Source organism: Acinetobacter terrestris (assembly GCF_004331155.1).
Lineage (GTDB): Bacteria > Pseudomonadota > Gammaproteobacteria > Pseudomonadales > Moraxellaceae > Acinetobacter > Acinetobacter terrestris.
The window spans coordinates 27,895-51,585 of sequence record NZ_SJNZ01000011.1 but is presented as its reverse complement, the minus strand read 5'-3'; the positions used below and the strand labels follow the sequence as shown (position 1 = coordinate 51,585).

Sequence of the window (23,691 nt, the reverse complement as noted above, 5' to 3'; positions counted from 1 at the left end):
GTAATCTACTTGATAACTACTATCATTATCAATAATATTCATTAAAAATAATCTGGAGAATCAGCATGTCATCTGCTGTTAGAAATTTTTATCCGATCCGCAAGGCATTTCGTCTCTCACCCTTGGTGATGGCGCTGGCACTGATTCCTCCATTTCACGCAAATGCGGCTGAGCAAAGTGAAAAAATAGAGCAGTCTGAAAATATTGTCACACAAACCCATCGTTTCCACCGTGACCATATTTTAGGTACGTCTTTAGATGTGGTGGTTCAAGGTGCTTCTAAACAAGAGGCTAAACGCGCTGTAGACGCCATTCAAAAAGAAATTAGCCAGCTCGATCAGATTCTATCGACCTGGCGTGATGACAGTGAAATCTCTGCCTTAAATAACAATAAGCAGGGCAAGGTTTCAGCTGAACTGTTTGAAGTGATTGCTGCCTGTGAAAACTGGCGGGATAAAACCTGTGGCGCTTTCGATGCGCGATTGGGTCAACTGATTACTTTATGGGAACAATCGCACGGTGTAGTCAAGCTGGATGAAAACACCCGTTCCCAGGTTTTAAACCAGTTAAAAGCTGACAGCGTAAAACTGGATGCAGAACAACACAGCATTGCGATGGATGATGCGGTGAAATTTGCCCCGGATGCCTATGCCAAGGGTTACATTATTGACCGTGCACTGGTTGCAGCGCGTCAAGCTGTGCCAAGTATTGAAGGTCTGTTGGTGGATATTGGCGGTGACATCCGAGTTTGGGGTAATGCACCACAAAAAGAGGGCTGGAAGATTGGCGTTCAAGATGCCTTTGACCCTGCCGATAACAGTGCACCACAACAGGTTCTAAATTTAAAAGATCAGGCCATTGCCGTAAGTGGTCAAGGTTACCGCAGTCTTGCCGGACAAATCCATTTGCTTGACCCGAAAACGGGCATGCCTTTACAGCAAGTGGAACAGTGCGTGGTGGTCGGAAGCTGTGCTGCAGATGCAGATGCTTTAGCGACCGCCTTAGCCGCAATGACCCCATCTGAAGGTTTAGAGCTGATTGAAGCACTGATGGGTTATGAAGCTAAAGTCACCTTGACGGATGGACAGGTTTATCAAAGTTCGGGTTGGAACAGTCTGGTTCAAACGCCTCAACATGCAGAAATGCGAACTGTGGCAGCGGGTCAATCCTCTACAAAATGGCCAGCAGGTTATCAAGCCATTATTGAGCTGACGATTCCTAAAATTGCGGTTGAAAAATACCGTGCTCCCTATGTTTCGGTTTGGGTAACCGATGCCAATAAAAAAATTGTCCGTACCTTGGCGGTGTGGGGCAAAGATGAGAAATGGATTAACTCGAACTATGTCTGGTATCGCCGTTATGGACGCCAAATGACAAACCTGGATGCCGTAGCGAAACCTTCACGCCAACCGGGTCATTATAAGCTGGCTTGGGATGGTAAGGATGAAACCGGTAAGGCGGTCGCAGCAGGTCAGTACCTGATTCATATTGAAACTTCGCGTGAGCATGGTGAACATTCTTATCAAACATTCAATCTGGATGTAAAAGCCAAAGGCTCAAACCAGACGCTACCTGCGCAAAAAGAAATAGGTACCGTGCAACTCAACTTTCAAAAAGTGAACTAAGGTCGAATACGTGTATCAACGTCGTGATTTTTACCGCCATGCACGCTATGTGCATGGCTGGCTTTCAGCTTTTGCATTTATCACTTTACTGTTTTTTTCTGTGACGGGCTTGTTGCTGAATCATCCTGAATGGTTTGAACCGGCTCAAACAGAAGAAACGGCTAAATTGACTTTGCCCGAGTCCGTTTTAAAGTCGATTAAACAGCAGGAAAACCCAAGTGATGCTATTTTGACGTATGTCCGCCAACAGCAAAATCTGGTGGGACGATACCAAAGCAGTGAAGTCATGGACAATGAAGTGATGATTCGCCTGGAAAGTCCAGCCGGAGCGACCGATATTTTTGTGATGGCGGATACCGGTGAAACGGAAATTACCCAAAAACCGGCGTCTACAGTCTCGATGCTGAATGATTTACACCGTGGCAAAAATTCAGGTCTGGGGTGGAGCTGGCTGATTGATATCAGCGCGATTATTTATATTGTTCTATCATTAGCGGGCTATATTCTGTTTTTAAGCATTAAAACCCGACTCGTCACCCATCTTGTGCTTACAGCAGTCAGTCTGGCGATGATTATTTTGCTGATCTGGTCTGCGGTATAGGTAACTCATCTAATGACACATTCTGTTGCTGTGGTTTTAATTGCACTCGCCATTTTATTACTCATTTATGCGGTGATTATTGCTTACTTGATTTTAATTAAAGTTAAGCAAAAACAAGAAGTGACATTGAATCAAAATGATTATTTGGTTGTTTTTGCAAGTCAGTCGGGGCAGGCAGAAAATCTTGCTTGGCAGACCGCACAGCAGTTACAGGAGGTTGGACAAAGCGTCACAGTGACCGATATTCAATATTTGACTGTTGAACAATTACTGCAAGCCGACAAAGTCTTATGGTTTGTAAGCACCTATGGTGAAGGCGATGCACCCGATACTGCTCGAATGGCCATAAAGAATATCTTTAGCGAACCGGCTGTAGACCTTTCCCATCAGTCCTATGCCATTTTAGCTTTGGGTGATAAGCGCTATTCCAATTTTTGTCAGTTTGGACAGCTTTTAAATCAACATTTGCAGCAGCATCAGGCACAAGCTTTATTTGAAATGGTCTGTGTCGATCATTTGAAGCAGGCTGATGTAGATCTCTGGACACAACGTTTAGAACAGCTCACGCAGCGACAGTTAACAGCTGTTGAACCAGCGCAAAACTGGCATGCCTTTATCCTGAAAAATCGGCTGTGTTTAAATCGCGGTAGCCAAGGCAATCCGATTTATCAAATTCAATTGTCTTATGCCGAAAAACTTACATGGTCATCAGGCGATATTATGCAAGTTCAATGCGGCAATCGGCTTGAAGATATACAGGCATTTTTGCAAGCACAGCAACAATCAGTGAATGACGATTTATTAGCGGCATTGCAGTTTAAGAATTTAAGACAATTTCCTGAACAATTACCGAATCAATCCTTTGAAGATTGGGTTCGACGCTTTGATGATTTGGCTATGCGAGAATATTCAATTGCCAGCATTCCTGAACAAGGATGCGTTGAGTTAGTCATTAGACAGGAAAAAACCGCAATGGGTTTAGGTCTAGGTTCTGGATGGTTAACTGAATACGCCGTGCTTGAACAAACGGTTATTGCAAAAGTCCGCTCCAATCCTGCATTTCATTTAAAAGCTTCACATCAGCCTTTAATTTTAATTGGCAATGGAACGGGAATCGCAGGTCTAGTCGCTCATTTAGCGCAAAGACAACAATGGAGCGATCCGCAAAATTGGCTGATTTTCGGTGAACGACAGCAGCAATTTGACCATCTGTATAAAGAGCAGATTCAACTGTGGCAAGATCAGGGTTTGCTGCCTGAGATCGATTATGCATTTTCCCGTGATCAAGCGGAAAAAGTCTATGTACAGCATGTCTTGCAGCAGAAATCTGAACAGCTTTTGAGTTGGATTGAAGCGGGTGCAGCAATTTATGTCTGTGGCAGTTTAAAAGGCATGGCGCAAGAAGTTGAGCAGAACTTGCTCAATATTTTAGGTGCTGAACAATTAGAGCAGCTGAGAATTGAAGGGCGTTATCAACGAGATGTCTATTAAAAGTGATTTTATTTATTAAGTTAAATTCTGCATGAAAAAGGGCATGTTTACATGCGCTTAAATTATTCACCCCTAAAACTGTGATCAGCTTTAAGGGTGAGGAAAATAGAAATTAAATTTAAAAAAATAAATTATTGAAGCAGTTTTACCCCGGTCACTTTTTGGATGTCTTCAAAGCTGACCTCTTTCGCCAGTTCAACCAGCTTGACCCCGTCAGCGGTAATATCGAGCACACCCAAATCACTGATAATCCGGTGTACCACGCCTTTACCGGTCAGTGGTAGGGCACATTGCTCGACAATTTTTGGCGTGCCATCTTTGGCACAGTGTTCCATTAAGACCACGACTTTTTGCACACCCGCAACCAAATCCATGGCACCACCCATGCCTTTGACTTTTTTACCCGGAATCATCCAGTTGGCCAAATCACCGGTTTGCGACACTTCCATGGCACCTAAAATGGCAATATTGACATGCCCGCCACGAATCATCGCGAAAGAGTCAGCGCTGGAGAAAAAAGCCGCGCCTTTACGCGCAGTGACGGTTTGCTTGCCGGCATTGATCAGGTCGGCATCGACAGTTTCTTGCGTTGGAAATTCACCAATACCGAGCAAGCCGTTTTCCGACTGTAACCAGACATCCATATTTTCAGGAATATAGTTCGCCACCAATGTCGGTAAGCCAATGCCTAAATTGACATAGAAACCATCTTCAAGTTCCAAAGCGGCACGCTGTGCCATTTCATTACGAGTCCAAGCCATTTATACAGCCTCCGCTTTTAATGTCATTTGTTCGATGCGTTTTTCAGGATGGGTGTTTAAAATAATCCGGTTGATATAAATGCCGGGAAGATGAATTTCATCGGGATCCAAATCGCCAATTTCCACAATTTCTTCCACTTCCGCAATACTGATTTTCCCAGCCATGGCACAGACCGGATTAAAGTTTTGTGCAGTTTTTCGGAAAATCAAATTGCCGGCTTTATCTGCTTTATAGGCTTTGACTAGGGCAATATCGGCAGTTAAGGAATTTTCTAAAATGAATTCCTTGCCATCAAATTCACGAACTTCTTTACCTTCGGCAATCAGCGTTCCCACACCAGTTTGAGTGAAAAATGCCGGAATACCGGCACCACCGGCACGAAGTTTTTCAGCCAATGTCCCTTGCGGTGTCAGTTCAACTTCCAGTTCGCCGTTTAAATACTGACGTTCAAATTCTTTATTTTCACCCACATAGGATGAAATCATTTTTTTAATCTGTTTGGTCTCAAGCAAAAGTCCCAAACCAAAACCATCCACACCGGCATTATTGGAAATGCAGGTCAGTTGTTTGGCACCGGTGTCTTTCAGTGCCGCAATTAAAGCTTCCGGAATACCACATAAACCGAAACCACCGACCGCCAAGGTTTGGCCGTCTTTAACGATATCTTGTAATGCTGCTTGTGCACTTTCATAAACTTTATTTGGCATTTAATCCCTCTTTTTATCCAAGATCAGTCCTTTGTATGACCAAATTGCAACTTTTTATCAATTTCTTAAATGCTTTTTAAGCACACTGTGTTTGCCAATAGGCATTGGCATAATTCGATGGATTATTGCGCTTTAATACCTGACTGATGTTTCGGCTGGCATGCATTAAGGCATCCAGGTTGATGCCGGTTTCAAAACCCATTCTGGACAATAAGTAGTACAAGTCTTCCGTAGCCACATTGCCCGAAGCGCCTTTGGCATACGGACAACCGCCTAAACCGGCAATCGAGGAATCAAACACCCGAATACCCTGGTTAAGCGACTGATAGATATTGGCAATTGCCATGCCGTAGGTATTATGAAAATGCCCGGCGAGAACTTGGCTGTCTAATTCAGCAAGGCAGGCATCCCAAACCTTTTTGACCCGATCCGGAGTAGCGGTGCCAATGGTTTCACCCAAAGACACTTCATAGCAGCCCATATCCAGTAAGCGTTTACTGACTTTGACCACTTGCTGAGGATCAATTGCACCTTCATAGGGACAATCGACCATACAGGACACATAGCCGCGTACCTTGATGCCGTTTGCTTTGGCTGCTGACATGACATCTGCAAACTTTTCCAAGCTTTCATCAATAGAACAGTTGATGTTCTTGCGGGTAAAGCTTTCAGAAGCTGCGGTAAAAACCGCAACCTCTTTACAGCCAACTGCCAGTGCAGATTCAAAACCTTTTAAATTCGGGGTCAGCAAGCTGAACTGAATATTGGGATCTTGCGGCAATTGGGCAAAAAGTGCATCACTTTCTGCCATTTGCGGAACCCACTTTGCCGAAACACAGGAACCGACTTCAATCGACTTCAAGCCTGTTTGCATCAAGTCCAGAATAAAGGCTTTGCGTTGTTCCAGATTAAGCGGCGTCTTTTCGTTTTGCAGTCCGTCACGCGGACCGACTTCAACGATTTTGACAAATTCACTCATGCAACTTCCTCCACCCGGGCTTGAAATTCCACAAGCTCATCACCGGCTTTGACCTGGTCACCGGCCTGGAAATAGGAAGCCGCAATGATGCCGTCATGCGGTGCACGAATTGAATATTCCATTTTCATGGCTTCAAGTGTCATCAGCACATCGTCTTTTTTCACCTGATCGTTAGCCGCAACCAGAACTTGGGTAATCACGCCTGGCATTGGCGCTTTTAAGTTGCCTTCAGTGCTTTGTGCATCCTCAGAACTGAATTTCTGATTCAGATAAGCAAACTTGTGGCTTTGACCATTTTTAAAAATGGTGAGGCCGTGTGCATTTTGGCTAAACGCAATTTTGTCCTGTTTGCCATTAATCTTGAAATGCGCAGTATTGCTATTCAACAGCTGTCCGGAAATATGGAATTTTTCACCTTGATATTCAGCAACAAAACCTTGTTTTTCAGCGCTTAAATTGACTTGAACAAGTGTTTCATCGAGCTTTAATTTAATGGCATAACTCGGGCTGATATTCACGCGCCATAGCGTTTCACTTTGCCAAACCGGATTGCTGGCCGGTTTATTTTTGCTAAAACGCAACAATAATTCGGTCAATGCCGTCGCCACGACCAGTTCAGGTTGCAGTGATTGAATATTTTTAAACAGGAATTTATCTTCACGCTGAATCAGGTTGGTATCCAATTCGGCATTTTTAAATGAATCACAACGAATAATGCGGTCTAAAAAGGCAATATTGTTACCCAAACCATCGACATGGAACTGACCTAAGGCATGGTGCATTTGCAATAAAGCAGCTTCACGGTTTTCGCCCCAGACAATCAGTTTGGCAATCATCGGATCGTAATAGCTGCTGATTTCATCGCCTTGAACAATACCGCTATCGACACGGACATGCTGATTTTGTTCAGGGTAGTGCAAATAGCTGATTTGACCAATCGCAGGAATAAAGCCTTTTTCCGGCTCTTCTGCATACACGCGGGCTTCAATGGCATGACCATGAATTTTTAACTGATCTTGCTGTTTCGGTAATGGCTCGCCAAAAGCCACGCGCAACTGCCATTCCACCAGATCAACGCCGGTGATCATTTCAGTGACTGGATGTTCAACCTGTAGACGGGTATTCATTTCCATGAAATACGCGGTACCGTCTTGCTCGACAATAAATTCAACCGTGCCAGCACCAACATAATCGACCGCACGAGCGGCATCAATCGCGGCTTGACGCATGGCATCAAGTTTGTCTTGTGAAACCAGCGGTGCAGGGGCTTCTTCAAGCACTTTTTGATGACGGCGCTGTACCGAACAATCACGTTCAAATAAATGCACATAATTGCCATGCGAGTCGCCAAAGACTTGCACTTCAATATGACGTGGATTAATCACATAGCGTTCAATCAGAACTTCATCATTACCAAAGCTGGATTTGGCTTCGCTTTTACAAGAAGCCAGTGAACCTAGAAAATCTTCACTGCGTTCCACCAGACGCATGCCTTTACCACCGCCACCGGCACTGGCTTTAATCAGCACCGGATAGCCAATGCCATCAGCCTGTTGCTTTAAAAATTCGGCATCCTGATTGCTGCCATGATAGCCAGGTGTAAGCGGAACGCCGGCTTTTTCCATCAAGGCTTTAGACGTCGCTTTTAAACCCATAGCCAAAATAGCGGCGACCGGTGGACCAATAAACGTGATGTTGTTGGCTTGGCAGGCTTCGGCAAACTGGTCATTTTCTGACAAGAAACCATAGCCCGGATGAATCGCTTGAGCACCAGTATCTACAGCCGCCTGAATAATGCGATCAATCTGTAAATAACTTTGCGCAGCAGGAGATTCACCGATATAAATCGCTTCATCGGCCAGCTTTACATGTTGCGATTGTGCATCGGCATCGGAATAGACAGCGACCGTTGCGATTCCGAGTTTTTTTGCGCTACGAATCACACGGCAGGCGATTTCACCACGGTTTGCAATTAAGATTTTTTCAAACATTGTATGATCCTTATTATTGTTGTGCTGTAGAGATAATCCAGGAAGGACTTTGCTTATCTAAAAAAGCACTCAAGCCATTTTTCGCCTCTAATCCTTGGCGTACATGAGCAATATGTTGTGCGGTTTGCAGCAGTAATTCTTCAGTTAACACCTGCTGGTCGACCAGTTGAATCAGTTGTTTGGATGATGCCTGTGCTTCAGGGCCACCCAAAAGCAAGGCTTGAACAATTTCATCAATCTTGCTATCCAGCTCCTCAATAGTCGTGACTTCATGCACCAGACCGATTTTTTGTGCTTGCTCGGCAGTAATGCGTTCTGCGGTTAAGAAATAGCGAGAAGCCTGACGCGCACCGATGGCACGAATTACATAGGGGCTAATGGTCGATGGTGCCAGACCTAAACGGACTTCAGAGGTAGCAAACTTGGCATCGGAACTTGCAATACAGATATCACAGGCTGAAGCCAGACCCATGCCGCCACCAAAAGCAATCCCATGCACACGGGCAATGGTCGGCTGTTTTAAAGTCGCCAGACTTTGCAACATTTTCGCCAGTTTTAGTGCATCGGCTTGATTTTCCGCTTGCGAAGCTTGTCCGGCCTGTTTCATCCAGTTCAGGTCAGCGCCTGCCGAGAAGCTTTTGCCTCGACCCGCCAAAACCACGACACGCACATCATCACGGTTATTTAAGGCTTGAAAGCAGGCATGCAGTTCTTCAATCACCTGAGTATTAAAGGCATTGTGGAGTTCAGCACGGTTAATCCAAACCGTCGCCACCTGATTCTGCTGTTCGAGCTGTAAAAATTGATAAGTCATTTTTTTTACCCCTTACATGCGGAATACGCCAAATTTGGTTGGTAAAATTGGTGCATTCAGTGCCGCAGCCAGACTTAAGCCCAAGACCTGACGTGTCTGTGCAGGGTCAATCACACCGTCATCCCAAAGACGCGCAGAAGCATAATAAGGATGACCTTGGCGCTCGTATTGATCACGAATCGGTTGTTTAAATTGATCTTCCTGTTCTGCTGACCAGCTTTCACCTTTTTGTTCAATTTGATCGCGCTTTAAAGTAGAAAGCACGCTTGATGCCTGTTCACCGCCCATCACCGAAATACGCGAGTTTGGCCAAGTCCAAAGGAAACGTGGAGAATAGGCACGACCACACATGCCATAGTTGCCGGCACCAAATGAACCGCCAATCACCAAGGTCAATTTCGGTACATTGGCATTGGCAACCGCCATTACCAGTTTGGCGCCATTTTTGGCAATGCCTTCATTTTCATACTGGCGACCGACCATAAAACCGGTAATGTTTTGAATAAAGAGCAGGGGAATATTGCGCTGGGTACACAGCTCGATGAAATGCGCGCCTTTTTGTGCAGATTCCGAAAACAGAATGCCGTTATTGGCAATGAGGCCGACTTTCATACCAAAAAGTTCGGCAAAGCCTGTGATTAAAGTTGTACCAAAACGGGCTTTGAATTCGTCAAAACGTGAACCATCGACAATACGGGCAATCACTTCACGCACATCAAAGGGCTTACGCGCATCACTGGGTACAATGCCATACAGCTCCTGCGCATCAAATAAGGGCGCTTCAATCTCATCAGCCGTTTTATTGGGTTTTTTATTTAAATTCGCCACAATATTACGGGCAATGGCAATCGCATGTTCATCGCTTTCAGCCAGATGATCGGCCACGCCGGATAGACGGGTATGCACATCACCGCCACCCAAGTCCTCAGAACTGACCACTTCACCAGTTGCAGCCTTAACCAAAGGTGGGCCACCGAGGAAAATCGTACCTTGATTACGCACGATAATGGTTTCATCCGACATCGCAGGCACATAAGCACCACCTGCGGTACAGCTTCCCATTACCACGGCAATCTGGGCAATGCCTTGGCTCGACATACGCGCCTGGTTATAGAAAATACGTCCAAAGTGATCACGATCCGGGAACACTTCATCCTGCATCGGTAAATACGCACCACCTGAATCGACCAGATAAATACATGGCAAATGGTTTTGTTCAGCAATCTCTTGGGCACGTAAATGTTTCTTCACCGTTAGTGGATAATAAGTGCCGCCTTTTACCGTGGCATCATTGGCCACAATCATGCAGGTCACACCATTCACCTGACCAATTCCGGCAATCACACCCGCAGCAGGCACATCATCCGGATAGACTTGGTAAGCCGCCAGTTGCCCAATTTCTAAAAAGGCAGTTCCGGTATCAATCAGATGATCAACCCGTTCGCGCGGTAAAAGTTTGCCGCGAGCCAAATGTTTTTCACGGGCTTTTTCGCCGCCGCCTAAAGCGATCTGCTGGGCTTTTTGTTTTAAATCATCGACCAAAATCTGCATGGCAGTCTGGTTGGTTTTAAAATCTTCGCTTCGAATATTAATTTTGCTTTGTAATATATTCATTCTCGAACTTCCTTGTTATTCAGTGTACTAACGGACCGTGATTTAAGCTGTTTCATTAAACAGTTCACGACCAATCAGCATGCGGCGGATTTCAGAAGTTCCCGCACCAATTTCATAAAGTTTGGCATCGCGCCATAAACGACCCGCTGCAAATTCATTGATATACCCATTACCGCCTAAGGTTTGAATGGTTTCACCTGCCATCCAGGTGGCTTTTTCAGCGGCATATAAAATCGCACTGGCTGCATCTTTGCGCAGACTGCGGCTATGTTCAGCCTTGTCACATTCCGCGCCCACTGCATACACCAGTGCTTTACATGCCAGCCAAGTCGAATACATATCGGCAATTTTGCCTTGCATCAACTGGAATTCACCCAGCGCCTGACCAAACTGTTTGCGGTCATGAATATAAGGAATCACCGTGTCCAGGCAGGCATCCATAATGCCCAGCGGACCAGCACTTAATACCGCGCGTTCATAGTCCAAACCACTCATTAAAACTTTGGTGCCATTGCCCACACCGCCCAGCACATTTTCTTTCGGTACTTTTACATTGTCGAAGAAAAGCGGGTAGGTGTTTGAACCACGCATTCCCAGTTTGTCTAAATGGGTGCCATGACTAAAACCCGGCATGCCTTTTTCAACCAGAAAAGCCGTCATGCCTTTAGAACCGGCTTTCAGGTCGGTTTTGGCATAGACCACCAATACATCAGCATCGCCACCATTGGTGATCCACATTTTTGAACCATTCAGCAGGTAATGATCACCTTGGTCTTCGGCTTTGAGTTTCATGCTGACCACGTCTGAGCCGGCATTTGGCTCCGACATTGCAAGGGCACCGACAAAATCGCCAGAAACCAGTTTAGGCAAATACTTTTGCTTCTGTTCTTCGCTACCATTTCGCTTAATTTGGTTTACGCATAAGTTAGAATGTGCGCCGTAGGACAAGCCAATCGATGCTGATGCGCGGGAAATTTCTTGCATGGCAATAATATGAGCCAAATAACCAAGGTTAGTTCCACCGTATTCCTCGCTTACAGTCAGGCCAAGCAGTCCCATATCACCAAATTTTTTCCACAGGTGCGCAGGGAACTTATTGTCTTGGTCAACTTGCTGAGCAATCGGTGCAATCTCCTTTGCACAGAATGCTGCGATTGAATCTTGTAAGGCAACTAGCGTTTCATCCAAACCGAAATTTAAGCTTTGTAGATTCATTTCTTCATTCATCCTGATGGTTATATTTGTTGTTCCAAAAAAGCATTGTTGTTGTGCTTGATTTTTACAATACAACTATTTTTCAAAAAAGTGAATCTAAATTCACAAAATGATTTACAATTCATTTTATCTGGTTGAGAATAAGATTATGAGTTATAAAAGATCATCGTTGATGCAGGAGCGAATGGAGCAAAACCGTGAAACGATTTTGCAGTCTGCTCGTGAACTGATTGCTCAAGGGGGATTTAAGGATGCGCAAATTCAGGCGATTGCTGAGCGTGCTGGCGTTTCCAGTGGTCTAGTTTATCGTTATTTCGATAATAAGAGCCAAGTGTTAATTGAAGTATTGTCGGATGCCATTCAGCATGAAATTCAAATTTTGAATACCATTGCTGCAAGTCATCTGCCAGTCACGGAAAAATTACACAAAGCAGTATCAACTTTCGTTAAACGTGCATTAAACAGTCCCCAGCTTGCTTATTCGCTAATGTTTGAACCTGTCGATGCTTCGATAGAGCATGAGCGTTTTCGCAGTAAGCAACTGATTAAACAGAGCATTAATGAAATACTTGCCGAAGGTAAAATCAATGGCGAGTTTGGATTTGAAGATTTAAATACCGCAGCACTGTGTGTGGTTGGTGCAATGACTTTTGTGGTCATTGAACCGTTAAATCCTTCTAAAAATGTCAGGTTTGATCAGGCGTATAAAGACTATTTTGTTAAACAGATTGCCGATTTTTGTGTCAGTGGAGTTTGCTTAAAGGAGGGAAATTGATCGGTTAAACACAAAAAATAAGGCTGTTTGGGAAAATCGTCTGAGTCAAAAAAATTAAAGTGAAAGAATCATAATTACAAAGAATCAAGGAGAGTGATTCAATGACACAAGTACGGTTAAGTTATGCCTATGGAACAAGCAGTCAGCCTTTACTTGGGATGACCATTGGTGAGAAGTTTGATCAGGCGTGCCAGCAATATGCTGACCAGGATGCTGTGGTTAGCGTGCATCAAAATGTACGCTTAAGCTATAAACAGCTACAGGATCAAGTCAATGCATTTGCTTGCAGCCTGCTTCAATTGGGCCTGGAAAAGGGCGATCGAATCGCGATCTGGTCACCCAATTGTGTGGAATGGACCATTACACAATTTGCAGCATTTAAAGCCGGTATGATTTTAGTCAATTTGAATCCCGCATATAAAAGCAGTGAACTTGAATATGTACTGAATAAAGTTTCATGCAAGGCATTGGTCATTGCACCTCAATTTAAGAGCAGTAATTATCAGGAAATTTTAACCAAGATTGCTCCTGAAATTATCCAATCGACAGATAAACTGCTTTCTTCCCAAAAACTCCCGCATTTAAAGCACATTATTAAAATTGACCATGAGCAGCATACCGGTATTCACCGTTTTGCTGATTTATTGCCACAACCGACAACTGCACAGTTAGATCAGTTACAAACCATTGCCGCTGATTTGCAGTTTGATGAAACCATTAATATTCAATTTACCTCCGGCACCACGGGTAATCCGAAAGGCACCATGCTGACGCACAACAATATTTTGAATAATGGTTATTTTGTCGGTGAAGCAATTCATCTCACCCCGCAAGACCGGGTGTGTATTTCGGTTCCCTTATTCCACTGTTTTGGCATGGTGATGGGGAACTTGGCCTGCATTACTCATGGTTCAACCATGGTGTATCCATCGGCGGTGTTTAATCCGCTCGATAGCCTGAAAACCATTGAGCAAGAAAAATGTACTGCAGCTTATGGTGTTCCGACCATGTTCATTGCCATATTGGAACATGAACAGTTCGATGAGTTCGATCTTTCAAGCTTACGTACCGGTATTATGGCGGGCAGTCCATGTCCGCGTGAAATCATGCAGCGCGTGATTGATCGTATGCATATGACCGAAATCACCATTTGCTATGGCATGACTGAAACTGCACCGGTCAGTGTACAAAGTTCAACGGCAGATTCTGTAGAACGTCGGGTCGGCACAGTCGGCCGTGTTCATCCACATCTTGAAATCAAGATTGTCGATGAAAATGGCAAAGTGGTGCCACGTGGAAAACTGGGTGAACTCTGTGTACGCGGCTATTCAGTCATGCTCGGTTATTGGGAAGATACGGACAAGACTCAAGAAGTGATTGATGTTGCCAAGTGGATGCATACCGGTGATATTGCAGAAATGGATGAAGAAGGCTTTGTAAAAATTAAAGGCCGGATTAAAGATATGGTCATTCGCGGTGGCGAGAACTTGTTCCCGAAAGAGATTGAAGACTTTTTATATACCCATCCGGATGTTTCGGATGTACAGGTGATTGGTCTGCCAGATCCTAGATATGGTGAGGAACTTTGTGCCTGTATTATCCTGCACGAGCATCATCAGATCAATGAAGAAGCGATTCGTCAGTATTGTGCAGAGCATATTTCGCATAATAAAGTACCGCGATATGTGCGCTTCTTTACTGAATTTCCAATGACCGCTTCAGGCAAGGCGCAAAAATTTAAATTGCAGGAATTGATGCGTCAGGAACTGAATTTACTGGAAGATATTGCTTAATATTGCTCCGTTATTGGTTCTTAAAATCTGTCTACCTCCCGATATTAATCATTAACGGGAGGAGCAGAGTGAGGATCGGTAGCTATAAAAAAAGCGACTTATTCAGTCGCTTTTTTTGATAGATTAATCTAGATTAATTTACACGAATCCAGGTTTGGTTACGTCCTAAGGCAGAAACACCAATATAACCACGACCTGCTAAGGCTTTACCATCCGGAGATAACTTGGCATTAAAGCTATAGGTTTTACCATTTTTAGGGTCGGTAATTTTCCCACCGTCATATACATTATTGGCAGCTTTTTTCAGACCTGAAACAATCTGCACACCTTCAATGGGTTTGTTATGAAATTTACCTACACATTTGGTACATTTTTCACCTTCAGTGCCTTCCAGTACATCGACAATTTTTGCAGACAGTACACCATTGGAGGTTTCAGTAAATTGAACAATCGATAACGGCTTTTTGGTTTCATCATCGATGGTTTTCCATTTAGTGCCATGTAATGGATCGGAAGCTAGAGCTAGGCTAGAAACTAAAGATAGTCCTAATACGCTTAGAGTTGTTTTTATCATCATTAGACCTCAACTGATTTGAGTAAGTTTTTTTCAACACTATTTTTCTTCAATACTCATAGAAGTTATGAGTTACACATACAAAACTTCTACTTGGAAAAACGTGCATTGAAGAACTATGTTCAGTCACGATTATGATAAATAAAATAGTATTTATTATGGATTTTTCATGTATTTGTGTTTTTAGCCTTTAGCCAGATAAAGGAATCGGTCAATAAATAGAGTATTGAATATTGCCTAATAGTGATTAAGATTAAATTTGTATCAGCTAATATTTTTATTATATCAATAAGATAATAGAAAGCTTCAATAAAAGTGCGGGCACTTTATTTAGAGATCGTTTTTATAACAATTTATTTACATAAATGTATAATTTTTCTTAATAAGGAATAGAAAAGTTTTTATAGATAAAGATTTTCTGTCTGTATCAAATAAGAGTTTAATAAGAAATTTCATTGAAACGAAGAATATTTGATTTCAACATCATGCGAAAAGTCAGTAAAGATATTTTTAATCTGAGCCTCCTTAGAGACTCAGATTACCTAAAAAATAAATGAAGGCGTTAATTCAACGTCTGCATTGTGGGTATGAGCTGCATTGCAGCCCAAGAACCAACCTAACACTACATGTTCGGATAGTTCGGACCACCACCGCCTTCCGGCGTTACCCAGGTGATGTTTTGTGACGGATCCTTGATGTCACAGGTCTTGCAGTGCACACAGTTAGCTGCATTGATCTGGAAGCGCTTGGAGCCGTCATTATTTTCCATGATTTCATAGACCCCGGCCGGGCAGTAACGCTGCGCAGGCTCGTCCCATTTCGGCAGGTTCACTTCAACCGGAATCGAAGCATCAGTCAGCTTTAAATGTGCCGGCTGATTTTCTTCATGCACGGTGTTGGAGACAAACACTGAAGACAGGCGGTCAAAGGTCAACTTGCCATCCGGTTTCGGATAGTTCGGCTTAAAGGTTTCAGCTGCCTGGGTTTTCAGCGCGGCATGGTCCTGTACCAGGTCATGCAGGGTGAACGGGACTTTAAACACGTTCTGGTCGATGAAGTTAAACGCGCCACCGATCCACTGGCCAAACTTGTGCATCGCCGGGCCAAAGTTGCGCGAGTTATACAGCTCTTCTTTCAGCCAGCTGTTGTTGAACTTGTCGGTATACGCGGTCAATTCTTTCACAAAGAAATCTTCACCTTCAACCACACGGGCAACGGCTAAGTCACCGCCTTTTGCAACACCGGCAGAGATCGCTTCAAACACCGCTTCGCCGCAGAGCATGCCCGATTTCATTGCGGTATGAGAACCCTTGATCTTGGCAAAGTTCAGGAAGCCGGCGTCATCACCAATTAAAGAGCCACCCGGGAAGGTAAACTTCGGTAGCGAGTTAAAGCCGCCTTTGGTCACGGCACGCGCGCCATAGGAAATCCGCTTACCGCCTTCCAGATACTGCTTGATTAAAGGATGGGTTTTCCAGCGCTGCATTTCCATAAATGGATACATATGCGGGTTGGTGTAGGAAAGATCAACGATCATGCCCAAGGTCACCTGGTTGTTTTCCGCATGGTATAGCCACCAGCCGCCTGAAGAACCTGTTTCAGATAAAGGCCAGCCGGCACCGTGCATCACCAGGCCCGGTTTGTGTTTGGCAGGATCAATTTCCCAAAGCTCTTTAATCCCGATGCCGTAATGCTGCGGATCGGCATCTTTGGCCAGGTTGAACTGTTCAATCAGACGCTTGCCGAGATGGCCGCGGCAGCCTTCAGCAAAAATGGTGTATTTGGCATGCAGTTCATAACCCGGAGTAAAGTTATGCGTTGGTTCGCCATCCTTGCCAATGCCCATGTCACCGGTTTGAATGCCTTTTACGGTACCATCTGCATGGTAAAGAATTTCAGATGCGGCAAAGCCCGGGAAGATCGACACTTCCAGCTCTTCGGCCTTTGTACCTAACCAGCGCACCACATTGCCCAGGGAGATGACATAATTGCCGTCATTGTGCATGGTTTTTGGCACCATCCAGTGCGGTGCTTCCTGTGATTTTTCATCAGACAGCAAGAAGAAGGTTTTGTCTTCAGTCACTGGAACATTTAACGGCGCGCCTTGTTCTTTCCAGTCGGGGAACAGCTCGTTCATGGCACGCGGTTCAAGCACCGCGCCCGACAAGATGTGCGCACCGACTTCGGAGCCCTTTTCCACGACACAAACGGACAGATCATTCAGGTTGTTTTCAATTGCAAGTTGACGGATCTTGATCGCTGCAGACAGACCGGCCGGTCCTGCGCCTACGATAACGACGTCAAACTCCATCGATTCTCGAACTAAATCATCCATAATTATAAAACTCAATTTCGCTTAGCGGTATTTTATCATTTTTAAAATTTGTTATGAAGTTTAATTTTGATATTTTTTTTAAATAAAAAAAGCCTCCGGAGAGACTTTTTTTAATCGGTTTAAAACCTTATGATTTTTGTGGATCGTATTGTTTTTCTTTGATAAAGAGAGCAGGGATCACACCACAAATAAAGTATGCTGCGCCCATCACAAGGAAACCAAGGCCAATAGAACCGCCACTTGCAAGATAACCAATAATTGCCGGAGCAATTGCTGCACCTAAGCGACCTACGTTATAAGCACCACCAATGGCAGTACCACGTACCGCTGTCGGGAAGCTTTCAGTCATGTAGGTTGCATTTACACCATATGGAATACCGTATAAGAAACCGAATATAACCAACAGGTAAAGAATGTTTTCTGGCGAATTATAGAACACGATAAGCGGTAAGAAAATGGCTGTACCAACGGCACCGAAAGCATAAGTAAAACGGCGTCCAACTTTGTCTGCCATATAACCTGCAAGGATTTTACCTAAAATCATTGCGGTATACGTACCAACCATATAAGCCGTCATTTCTTTAAACTTCATACCCAATTCACTTTCGAGGTATGTCGGCATCCAGTTGTTTACACCATAGTAACCAAACTGTAAGAAGCCCGCAGTTAATGCCCAAAGAATGAACATGTTACGGTTTTTCTTGTCTTGGAAAATCAGTTTCCAGGTCGATTCAGCTGGTTTGTCTGTTACTTCAACTTTCTTGAAACGGTTTTCTTGCCATGCAGCAGGTTCTGGGACTAGGTAATGCATTAGAATCGCTAAAAGAATCGGTAATGCAGCTACATAGAACAACATACGCCAGCCGTGGTCTGGAATGAGCCAGCCTGCAAGCAAAGTTGCTACGATATAACCCACTGTCCAGCCTGCCTGGAGTGTACCCAATACAGTTGTACGGTATTTTGTCGGAACATACTCGGCCATCAGGGTATTAGAGGCAATATATAAAGAGCCCAAACCGAGTGAAGCAAAGAAACGTAAAGTACCGAATTCGACAAAAGATCGAGTAAAACCAAGACCGCAAGTCAATACCGAGAACAATAAAATCGAGACAACTACAGTGCGGACGCGACCAAACTTGTCACATGCCCATCCACCAAAAATACCACCAACCGCCATACCTGCCAGAGTAAAGCTTCCAAGCATCCCAGCTTCGACCGAAGTTAATCCAAATTCAGCTTTAATACTGCTTAAGCTATAAGATAAAAGCATTAAGTCGGCGCCATCAACCAATAAGGCCAAGAACGCAAATACAAATGCAATTTTCCATGTATTTGGATTAATTTTGGATAAAGTATTAACAGCCATAATCCATTACCTTATAAAAAAGGCTGAGTCGCAAGGAGAGTGACCCAGCCAAACTGTTAACGCGTAGCTTCTTTAATCATGTTACGCGCAATAATCACTTGTTGAATTTGAGTTGTACCTTCGTACAAACGGAATAAACGAACATCACGGTAGAAACGTTCAATCGCATATTCGCTGATGTAACCTGCGCCACCATGGATTTGCACACCACGATCGGCTACACGGCCACACATTTCTGTTGCAAACATTTTTGCGCAAGACGCTTCAGTGCTGACATTCTTGCCTGTATCACGTAAACGCGCTGCATCAAGCACCATGCATTTCGCCGCATAAATTTCAGCTTTTGAATCGGCCAACATGCCTTGAATCAACTGGAAGTTAGCAATGGCTTGGCCAAACTGCTTACGTTCAACTGCATATTGCAATGAGTCATCGAGCATGCGTGTTGCTGCGCCAACGCTGAGTGCTGCAATATGAATACGGCCTTTATCAAGCACTTTCATTGCAGTTTTAAAGCCAACGCCTTCAACGCCACCAATTAAAGCAGATGCTGGAATGCGGCAGTTTTCAAAGATCACGTCACAGGTATGTGCGCCTTTTTGGCCCATTTTCTTGTCACGTTTACCAAGAGAAATACCCGGTGTTTTGCTGTCGACAATAAATGCCGAAATTGCAGCTGAACCTTTTAATTCAAGATTGGTACGTGCCATTACCGTGAAAGCACCCGCATGAGGCGCATTGGTAATAAAGCGTTTGGTACCATTCAAGATGTATTCATCGCCATCTTTTACTGCAGTTGTCTTTAAAGATGCAGCATCAGAACCAGAATCCGGTTCGGTTAAGCAGAAGGAACCAATAATTTCACCGCTGGCTAAACGTGGCAGGAAATATTGTTTTTGTTCTTCTGTACCATCAATGATCAGGCCTGAAGCACCGATCCCGTTGTTGGTACCAATCAGTGAACGGAAAGCAGGAGAGGTACGGCCTAATTCAAAGGCAATATAAACCTCTTCTTCCATAGTTAGGCCAAGACCTTCATATTCTTCAGGAATTGTTAAACCAAACAATCCTAACTCTTTCATTTGCTGAACGATTTCTGCAGGAATTTCGTCTGTTTCAGCAACGAGTTCTTCATTTGGGATTAATACACCTTCAACAAATTGACGAATCATATCGACTAATTGGTCTAAGGTTTCCTGATCGCGAATCATGTCCTAACTCCGTTTTTAGGATTAACAGCTTGTTTTTTTCAATCAATAAAATTGAACAAGATGTAGTCACTAAGCTAAATTTATCCGGATACTAATCAAAAAAGATTACTTGTACAATATATACGAAAGTATATTTCGCAGTGCGGTATGTAGTATTTATTAAAATTAAAACTTTAAGTTTTTGTTATTTAAATAAAATGTATCTTTAGTATCGCTATTAATTATTTTTCATATGAAAAAATTTGATTTAAAACTGGGTCAAACTTATGTATATTACAATTAATATACCGCTGTGCGAAATGTGAAGATTATGGAAAGCACCCAAATATTAAAACTTACCCTTCAAGAAGATGGCGTGGCGCTTGTAGAAATACATCGACCTGAAGCAAGAAATGCACTAAATCTGGAATTACGACAGGCACTTTCAGAAACTTTTCAAACGCTGAACCAGAATCCCGCGGTACGCGCAATTGTGATTACTGGCGGAGAGAAAGTTTTCGCGGCCGGTGCTGACATTAAAGACTTCACCACTGCAACCACAGCGCAAATGTATTTACGCCATACCGAACAGTACTGGCAAAGCCTGGTTGATTGCACTAAACCGATTATTGCAGCAGTCAATGGCTATGCCTTGGGTGGCGGCTGTGAACTGGCAATGCATGCCGACATCATCATTGCCGGCCAGTCGGCAAAATTCGGTCAGCCTGAAGTTAAACTCGGCCTGATGCCGGGCGCGGGCGGCACTCAACGTTTACTGCGTGCCATTGGTAAATTCAAAACCATGCTGCTGGTGTTGTCGGGTAAATTTATTAGTGCTGAAGAAGCCAGCCAAATGGGCTTGGTCTCTGAAGTGGTTGAAGACGAAAACACTATTACTCATGCACTTGAGATTGCAAAAACCATTGCGAGTTTCTCTCCAATTGCGGTTCAGCAAATTAAAGAAGTGACCAATTTAGGTCAGGACTTGTCTTTACAAGGTGCGCTGACTTTAGAGCGTAAAGCCTTCCAGATTCTATTTGACACTAAAGATCAAAAAGAAGGCGTGAATGCATTTTTTGAAAAACGTCCTGCACAGTACACTGGAGAATAAAACATGACCATTCAATCTATGGCGTTGATCGGTACCGGTGTAATGGGCATGGGCATTGCGCAAATTGCTGCGCAAGCCGGTGTCGAAGTTCGTTTATTTGATGCCAAGGCAGGTGCTGCAGAAGCAGGTTTGGCCAAACTCAAAGTAACATTGGAAAAGCTGCAAGCCAAAGGCAAATTCACCGAACAAGTGCTGAATGAAACCCTGGCGCGTTTTGTAGTTTTAGACAGCATTGAACAGATCGCGGGTGTGGATCTGGTGGTTGAAGCCATCATTGAAAACCTGGAAATCAAGCAAAGCCTGTTTAAACAAATTGAAGCCATTGTTGCGCCTAGCACAATTTTAGCTACCAATACTTCATCACTTTCAGTGACTGCGATTGCCTCAAACCTTGAAGATCAAGGGCGTATGGCAGGTTTCCATTTCTTTAATCCTGTCCCTTTGATGAAAATTGTGGAAGTGATTGCAGGTTTGGCCACTGATGAACAGGTGGTTGCAGACTTGCTTGAATTGGCACAGCGTATGGGTCACTTTGGTGTACGCACCAAAGACACCCCGGGATTCATCGTCAATCATGCCGGCCGTGCCTATGGTACCGAAGCCTTGAAAGCGTTGGGTGAAGGCGTTGCCTCGATTTCCGACATCGACCGTATTCTGCGTGAAAGTGCCGGTTTCCGTATGGGTCCGCTGGAATTGTTTGACTTAACCGCACTGGATGTATCGCATCCGGTGATGGAATCGATCTTTAACCAGTTTTATCAGGAAGACCGTTACCGTCCACACCCTTTAACCCGTCAAATGCTGGCTGGTAAAAAAGTTGGCCGTAAAGTCGGTGAAGGCTTCTATAAATATATCGATGGCAAAAAAACCAACGAAGCGCCTGCACAAGTTGTACCTGAAGTGACTAAATTTAATGCGGTATGGATTGCGGCAGATCGTGAGCAAGATGCCAGCCTTTTACGTGATTACATCCGAGCGCAAGGTTTGGTGCTGGACAGTGCAGAACAACCTGCGGCAGACAGCCTGATTATTCTTGCCACTTATGGTGAAGACAGTACCACTGCCGCTTTACGTTTGGGTGTCGATGCAGCGCGTGTCGTGTCGATTGATCTGCTGACGGATTTTGCCAAGCACCGCACGCTCATGCCATCCATCGTGACTGCGAAAAATTACATCGACCAGGCGCATGCGATATTTGCCAAAGATGGACAGGGCGTAACGGTAATTGCAGAAAGTGTTGGTTTCGTTGCGCAGCGTGTCTTGGCGATGGTGGTGAATTTGGCGTGTGACATTGCACAGCAACAAATTGCCACAGCGTCTGATATCGATAAAGCGGTGAAACTAGGTCTGGGTTATCCGCATGGTCCAATTTCATGGGGCGATGTATTGGGTGCACAGCGCATCTTGCTGATTCTGGAACGGATCTATGCCAATACCGGTGATCAGCGCTACCGTCCAAGCCCATGGCTGAAACGTCGTGCACAACTGAATTTATCTTTACTTCACAGCGCAGCTGTTTAAGCGAATTAGAAGGAAACTCCTATGTTAAATGCCTATATTTATGATGGTGTACGTACCGCATTTGGTCGTCATGCCGGTGAGCTTGCCACGATTCGTCCGGACAACCTGGCTGCGCATGTGATTAAGGCTTTGCTTGAAAAGCACAATTTACCCAACAATATCTATGATGATGTGATTTTGGGTAACACCAACCAGGCCGGTGAAGATAGCCGTAATATCGCGCGTCATGCTGCATTGCTGGCAGGTCTGGATGTAAAAACCCCGGCGCAAACCGTAAACCGTCTCTGTGCTTCTGGTTTGGCATCTGTAATTGATGCAGCACGTGCGATTAGCTGTGGCGAAGGCGAGATTTTTATCGCCGGTGGTGTTGAATCGATGTCACGTGCACCCTTTGTTTTTGCCAAGTCTGAAAAAGCCTTTGGCCGCGATTTTAAAGTCTTTGATTCAGCCATTGGTGCACGTTTCCCGAACCCTGCGATTGAAAAGCAGTTTGGTGATGACACCATGCCAAAAACCGGCGACAACGTTGCGGTTGAATATGGCATCACGCGTGAAGATGCAGATACGTTTGCGGCAGCATCGCAAGCCAAATATGAAGCTGCCAAACAGGCCGGTTTCTTTGCAGGTGAAATTGTCGGGATTGAAGTGCCACAAGGCCGCAAGTTAGCACCTAAATTAGTGGCAGTGGATGAGCATCCACGCCCATCGTCTAATATGGAAGCTTTACAAAAACTGAAACCATTGTTTGCAGACGGTGTAGTGACTGCGGGTAATGCTTCAGGCGTGAACGATGGTGCAGCAGCATTGTTGATTGGTTCTGAACAGGCTGAGCAAACCTTGGGCTTTAAGCCGATCGCCAAGATTCTGGCATCGGGTGCAGCCGGGATTGAACCGCGTATTATGGGTGCAGGCCCGGTCGATGCCATCAAGCTGGCACTCAAACGTGCTAACCTGACTTTGGCAGACATGGACATCATCGAGATCAATGAAGCCTTTGCCTCTCAAGTGCTGGCGTGTCTGCGAGGTTTAGAGGTTGCACTGGATGATCCGCGGGTGAATCCAAACGGTGGTGCGATTGCAGTCGGTCATCCACTGGGTGCATCGGGTGCTCGTCTGGCATTATCAACGGCACGTGAATTGCAACGCAGCGGCAAAAAATATGCTGTGATCAGTCTGTGTATTGGTGTGGGACAAGGTCTCGCAATGGTTATTGAACGCGTATAAAGG

19 protein-coding genes are annotated in these 23,691 nt (G+C 44.5%); 8 read left to right on the top strand and 11 right to left on the bottom strand.

Annotated elements, in window-relative coordinates:
• Positions 1-65 precede the first annotated feature (65 nt).
• From E0H81_RS07865 to E0H81_RS07855, 3 genes are read left to right on the top strand one after another with little or no spacing between them, the layout of a single operon-like run.
• Positions 66-1,625 carry a DUF2271 domain-containing protein gene (locus E0H81_RS07865; protein ID WP_131317967.1) on the top strand — a complete coding sequence of 520 codons (1,560 nt, stop codon included), beginning with the start codon at positions 66-68 and terminating at the stop codon, positions 1,623-1,625.
• A 10-nt stretch (positions 1,626-1,635) separates the two neighbouring features.
• Positions 1,636-2,226 carry a PepSY-associated TM helix domain-containing protein gene (locus E0H81_RS07860; RefSeq protein WP_131317964.1) on the top strand — a complete coding sequence of 197 codons (591 nt, stop codon included), beginning with the start codon at positions 1,636-1,638 and terminating at the stop codon, positions 2,224-2,226.
• Positions 2,227-2,238: 12 nt separating this feature from the next.
• On the top strand, positions 2,239-3,717 hold the full coding sequence (locus E0H81_RS07855) for a sulfite reductase subunit alpha (RefSeq protein WP_131317962.1): 1,479 nt from the start codon (positions 2,239-2,241) through the stop codon (positions 3,715-3,717).
• Positions 3,718-3,848: 131 nt separating this feature from the next.
• On the opposite strand, the gene E0H81_RS07850 is transcribed toward E0H81_RS07855, so the two are convergent.
• The 7 genes from E0H81_RS07850 to E0H81_RS07820 all read right to left on the bottom strand — a co-directional run bounded on the left by E0H81_RS07850 (position 3,849) and on the right by E0H81_RS07820 (position 11,799).
• Positions 3,849-4,478: a CoA transferase subunit B gene (locus tag E0H81_RS07850; RefSeq protein ID WP_131317960.1), complete on the bottom strand. Its 630-nt coding sequence runs from the start codon at positions 4,476-4,478 to the stop codon at positions 3,849-3,851.
• Entirely contained in the window at positions 4,479-5,186 is a 708-nt protein-coding gene (locus tag E0H81_RS07845) for a CoA transferase subunit A (RefSeq protein ID WP_131317958.1), read from the bottom strand.
• Positions 5,187-5,262: 76 nt separating this feature from the next.
• Positions 5,263-6,165 (bottom strand): hydroxymethylglutaryl-CoA lyase, encoded by a 903-nt coding sequence (locus E0H81_RS07840; protein ID WP_131317956.1) that lies wholly within the window; start codon positions 6,163-6,165, stop codon positions 5,263-5,265.
• Positions 6,162-8,156: an acetyl-CoA carboxylase biotin carboxylase subunit gene (locus E0H81_RS07835; protein WP_131317954.1), complete on the bottom strand. Its 1,995-nt coding sequence runs from the start codon at positions 8,154-8,156 to the stop codon at positions 6,162-6,164. The genes E0H81_RS07840 and E0H81_RS07835 overlap by 4 nt, the downstream gene beginning before the upstream one ends.
• Before the next feature lie 13 nt (positions 8,157-8,169).
• Positions 8,170-8,970, bottom strand: a complete 801-nt coding sequence (locus E0H81_RS07830; protein ID WP_131317952.1) for an enoyl-CoA hydratase/isomerase family protein — start codon at positions 8,968-8,970, stop codon at positions 8,170-8,172.
• Between the two features lie 12 nt (positions 8,971-8,982).
• Positions 8,983-10,584 (bottom strand): carboxyl transferase domain-containing protein, encoded by a 1,602-nt coding sequence (locus tag E0H81_RS07825; protein WP_131317950.1) that lies wholly within the window; start codon positions 10,582-10,584, stop codon positions 8,983-8,985.
• Positions 10,585-10,626: 42 nt separating this feature from the next.
• Complete coding sequence (locus tag E0H81_RS07820) at positions 10,627-11,799, bottom strand: isovaleryl-CoA dehydrogenase (RefSeq protein WP_086198271.1); 1,173 nt, start codon at positions 11,797-11,799, stop codon at positions 10,627-10,629.
• 148 nt (positions 11,800-11,947) lie between these two features.
• Here E0H81_RS07820 and E0H81_RS07815 point away from each other — a divergent pair, with 148 nt between their 5' ends.
• On the top strand, positions 11,948-12,574 hold the full coding sequence (locus E0H81_RS07815) for a TetR/AcrR family transcriptional regulator (RefSeq protein WP_131317948.1): 627 nt from the start codon (positions 11,948-11,950) through the stop codon (positions 12,572-12,574).
• Positions 12,575-12,675: 101 nt separating this feature from the next.
• A complete protein-coding gene (locus E0H81_RS07810; RefSeq protein ID WP_131317945.1) occupies positions 12,676-14,367 on the top strand; it encodes an AMP-binding protein in 1,692 nt (563 codons plus the stop codon).
• 133 nt (positions 14,368-14,500) lie between these two features.
• On the opposite strand, the gene E0H81_RS07805 is transcribed toward E0H81_RS07810, so the two are convergent.
• From E0H81_RS07805 to E0H81_RS07790, 4 genes are all read right to left on the bottom strand, one after another.
• Positions 14,501-14,938, bottom strand: a complete 438-nt coding sequence (locus E0H81_RS07805) for a DUF2147 domain-containing protein (protein ID WP_370983921.1) — start codon at positions 14,936-14,938, stop codon at positions 14,501-14,503.
• A 625-nt stretch (positions 14,939-15,563) separates the two neighbouring features.
• A complete protein-coding gene (locus E0H81_RS07800) occupies positions 15,564-17,276 on the bottom strand; it encodes an electron transfer flavoprotein-ubiquinone oxidoreductase (protein WP_131318053.1) in 1,713 nt (570 codons plus the stop codon).
• Positions 17,277-17,403: 127 nt separating this feature from the next.
• Positions 17,404-18,642: an MFS transporter gene (locus E0H81_RS07795; protein ID WP_131266194.1), complete on the bottom strand. Its 1,239-nt coding sequence runs from the start codon at positions 18,640-18,642 to the stop codon at positions 17,404-17,406.
• Positions 18,643-18,698: 56 nt separating this feature from the next.
• On the bottom strand, positions 18,699-19,853 hold the full coding sequence (locus tag E0H81_RS07790; protein WP_131266195.1) for an acyl-CoA dehydrogenase family protein: 1,155 nt from the start codon (positions 19,851-19,853) through the stop codon (positions 18,699-18,701).
• Between the two features lie 301 nt (positions 19,854-20,154).
• Between E0H81_RS07790 and E0H81_RS07785 the strand changes: the two genes are divergently transcribed.
• From E0H81_RS07785 to E0H81_RS07775, 3 genes are read left to right on the top strand one after another with little or no spacing between them, the layout of a single operon-like run.
• A complete protein-coding gene (locus tag E0H81_RS07785; protein ID WP_378235349.1) occupies positions 20,155-20,943 on the top strand; it encodes an enoyl-CoA hydratase in 789 nt (262 codons plus the stop codon).
• A 3-nt stretch (positions 20,944-20,946) separates the two neighbouring features.
• Positions 20,947-22,464, top strand: coding sequence for a 3-hydroxyacyl-CoA dehydrogenase (locus E0H81_RS07780; protein ID WP_131317941.1), 1,518 nt, complete (start codon positions 20,947-20,949; stop codon positions 22,462-22,464).
• A gap of 21 nt (positions 22,465-22,485) precedes the next feature.
• The gene (locus E0H81_RS07775; protein WP_131317940.1) at positions 22,486-23,688 is read left to right on the top strand and encodes a 3-oxoadipyl-CoA thiolase; all 1,203 of its coding nucleotides are present in this window, start codon (positions 22,486-22,488) and stop codon (positions 23,686-23,688) included.
• Positions 23,689-23,691: the final 3 nt, after the last annotated feature.